This is a genomic window from Streptococcus sp. CF8_St5-11 (assembly GCF_024295625.1).
Classification (GTDB): Bacteria; Bacillota; Bacilli; order Lactobacillales; family Streptococcaceae; genus Streptococcus.
Genome location: NZ_JANCOJ010000010.1, coordinates 1 through 3,126 on the forward strand (window position 1 = coordinate 1; position 3,126 = coordinate 3,126).

1 tRNA gene and 2 rRNA genes are annotated in these 3,126 nt (G+C 50.2%); all 3 read left to right on the forward strand.

The window, feature by feature from the left end:
- Positions 1-1,296, forward strand: a 16S ribosomal RNA gene (locus NMM13_RS10010); the annotation flags it as partial.
- Positions 1,297-1,349: 53 nt separating this feature from the next.
- Positions 1,350-1,422: transfer RNA gene (locus NMM13_RS10015), tRNA-Ala, on the forward strand.
- Positions 1,423-1,545: 123 nt separating this feature from the next.
- A 23S ribosomal RNA gene (locus NMM13_RS10020) occupies positions 1,546-3,126 on the forward strand; the annotation flags it as partial.

Here is a 3,126-nt window from a genome sequence, read left to right on the forward strand (position 1 = left end):
GCTAGTTGGTGAGGTAACGGCTCACCAAGGCGACGATACATAGCCGACCTGAGAGGGTGATCGGCCACACTGGGACTGAGACACGGCCCAGACTCCTACGGGAGGCAGCAGTAGGGAATCTTCGGCAATGGGGGCAACCCTGACCGAGCAACGCCGCGTGAGTGAAGAAGGTTTTCGGATCGTAAAGCTCTGTTGTAAGAGAAGAACGAGTGTGAGAGTGGAAAGTTCACACTGTGACGGTAACTTACCAGAAAGGGACGGCTAACTACGTGCCAGCAGCCGCGGTAATACGTAGGTCCCGAGCGTTATCCGGATTTATTGGGCGTAAAGCGAGCGCAGGCGGTTAGATAAGTCTGAAGTTAAAGGCTGTGGCTTAACCATAGTACGCTTTGGAAACTGTTTAACTTGAGTGCAGAAGGGGAGAGTGGAATTCCATGTGTAGCGGTGAAATGCGTAGATATATGGAGGAACACCGGTGGCGAAAGCGGCTCTCTGGTCTGTAACTGACGCTGAGGCTCGAAAGCGTGGGGAGCAAACAGGATTAGATACCCTGGTAGTCCACGCCGTAAACGATGAGTGCTAGGTGTTGGGTCCTTTCCGGGACTCAGTGCCGCAGCTAACGCATTAAGCACTCCGCCTGGGGAGTACGACCGCAAGGTTGAAACTCAAAGGAATTGACGGGGGCCCGCACAAGCGGTGGAGCATGTGGTTTAATTCGAAGCAACGCGAAGAACCTTACCAGGTCTTGACATCCCTCTGACCGCTCTAGAGATAGAGCTTTCCTTCGGGACAGAGGTGACAGGTGGTGCATGGTTGTCGTCAGCTCGTGTCGTGAGATGTTGGGTTAAGTCCCGCAACGAGCGCAACCCCTATTGTTAGTTGCCATCATTTAGTTGGGCACTCTAGCGAGACTGCCGGTAATAAACCGGAGGAAGGTGGGGATGACGTCAAATCATCATGCCCCTTATGACCTGGGCTACACACGTGCTACAATGGCTGGTACAACGAGTCGCGAGTCGGTGACGGCAAGCTAATCTCTTAAAGCCAGTCTCAGTTCGGATTGTAGGCTGCAACTCGCCTACATGAAGTCGGAATCGCTAGTAATCGCGGATCAGCACGCCGCGGTGAATACGTTCCCGGGCCTTGTACACACCGCCCGTCACACCACGAGAGTTTGTAACACCCGAAGTCGGTGAGGTAACCATTTGGAGCCAGCCGCCTAAGGTGGGATAGATGATTGGGGTGAAGTCGTAACAAGGTAGCCGTATCGGAAGGTGCGGCTGGATCACCTCCTTTCTAAGGAAATGGAAACCTGTACGTTGGTCTTGTTTAGTTTTGAGAGGTCTTGTGGGGCCTTAGCTCAGCTGGGAGAGCGCCTGCTTTGCACGCAGGAGGTCAGCGGTTCGATCCCGCTAGGCTCCATTAACACTTTAGTAGTGTTAAGATTGAACATTGAAAATTGAATATCTATATCAAATAGTAACAAGAAAATAAACCGAAACGCTGTAAATATTTAAAGAGTTTAGGTCGCAAGACCAAAAATAAGGTTAAGTTAATAAGGGCGCACGGTGGATGCCTTGGCACTAGAAGCCGAAGAAGGACGTGACAAACGACGAAATGCTTTGGGGAGCTGTAAGTAAGCGACGATCCAGAGATGTCCGAATGGGGGAACCCACTAGCTAATGGCTAGTACTCCTATCTGTTAAGGATAGGTAGAGGAAGACGCAGTGAACTGAAACATCTAAGTAGCTGCAGGAAGAGAAAGCAAAAGCGATTGCCTGAGTAGCGGCGAGCGAAACGGCAGGAGGGCAAACCGAAGAGTTTACTCTTCGGGGTTGTAGGACTGCAATGTGGACTTAAAGATTATAGAAGAATGACATGGGAAGGTCAGCCAAAGAGAGTAAGAGCCTCGTATTCGAAATAGTCTTTATACCTAGCAGTATCCTGAGTACGGCGGGACACGAGAAATCCCGTCGGAATCTGGGAGGACCATCTCCCAACCCTAAATACTCTCTAGTGACCGATAGTGAACCAGTACCGTGAGGGAAAGGTGAAAAGCACCCCGGGAGGGGAGTGAAATAGAACCTGAAACCGTGTGCCTACAACAAGTTCGAGCCCGTTAATGGGTGAGAGCGTGCCTTTTGTAGAATGAACCGGCGAGTTACGATATGATGCGAGGTTAAGTTGAAGAGACGGAGCCGTAGGGAAACCGAGTCTGAATAGGGCGCATTAGTATTATGTCGTAGACCCGAAACCATGTGACCTACCCATGAGCAGGTTGAAGGTGAGGTAAAACTCACTGGAGGACCGAACCAGGGCACGTTGAAAAGTGCTTGGATGACTTGTGGGTAGCGGAGAAATTCCAAACGAACTTGGAGATAGCTGGTTCTCTCCGAAATAGCTTTAGGGCTAGCGTCGACATTGAGATTCTTGGAGGTAGAGCACTGTTTGGGTGAGGGGTCCATCCCGGATTACCAATCTCAGATAAACTCCGAATGCCAATGAATTATGGTCGGCAGTCAGACTGCGAGTGCTAAGATCCGTAGTCGAAAGGGAAACAGCCCAGACCACCAGCTAAGGTCCCAAAATAATTGTTAAGTGGAAAAGGATGTGGGGTTGCACAGACAACTAGGATGTTAGCTTAGAAGCAGCTATTCATTCAAAGAGTGCGTAATAGCTCACTAGTCGAGTGACCCTGCGCCGAAAATGTACCGGGGCTAAAACAATTTACCGAAGCTGTGGATACCTTTATAGGTATGGTAGGAGAGCGTTCTATGTGTGGAGAAGGTGTACCGTGAGGAGCGCTGGAACGCATAGAAGTGAGAATGCCGGTATGAGTAGCGAAAGACAGGTGAGAATCCTGTCCACCGTAAGACTAAGGTTTCCAGGGGAAGGCTCGTCCGCCCTGGGTTAGTCGGGACCTAAGGAGAGACCGAAAGGTGTATCCGATGGACAACAGGTTGATATTCCTGTACTAGAGTATGTAGTGAAGGAGGGACGCAGTAGGCTAACTAAAGCGTGCGACTGGAAGTGCACGTCTAAGCAGTGAGGTGTGAATTGAGTTAAATGCTTAATTCTATAACATTGAGCTGTGATGGGGAGCGAAGTTTAGTAGCGAAGTTAGTG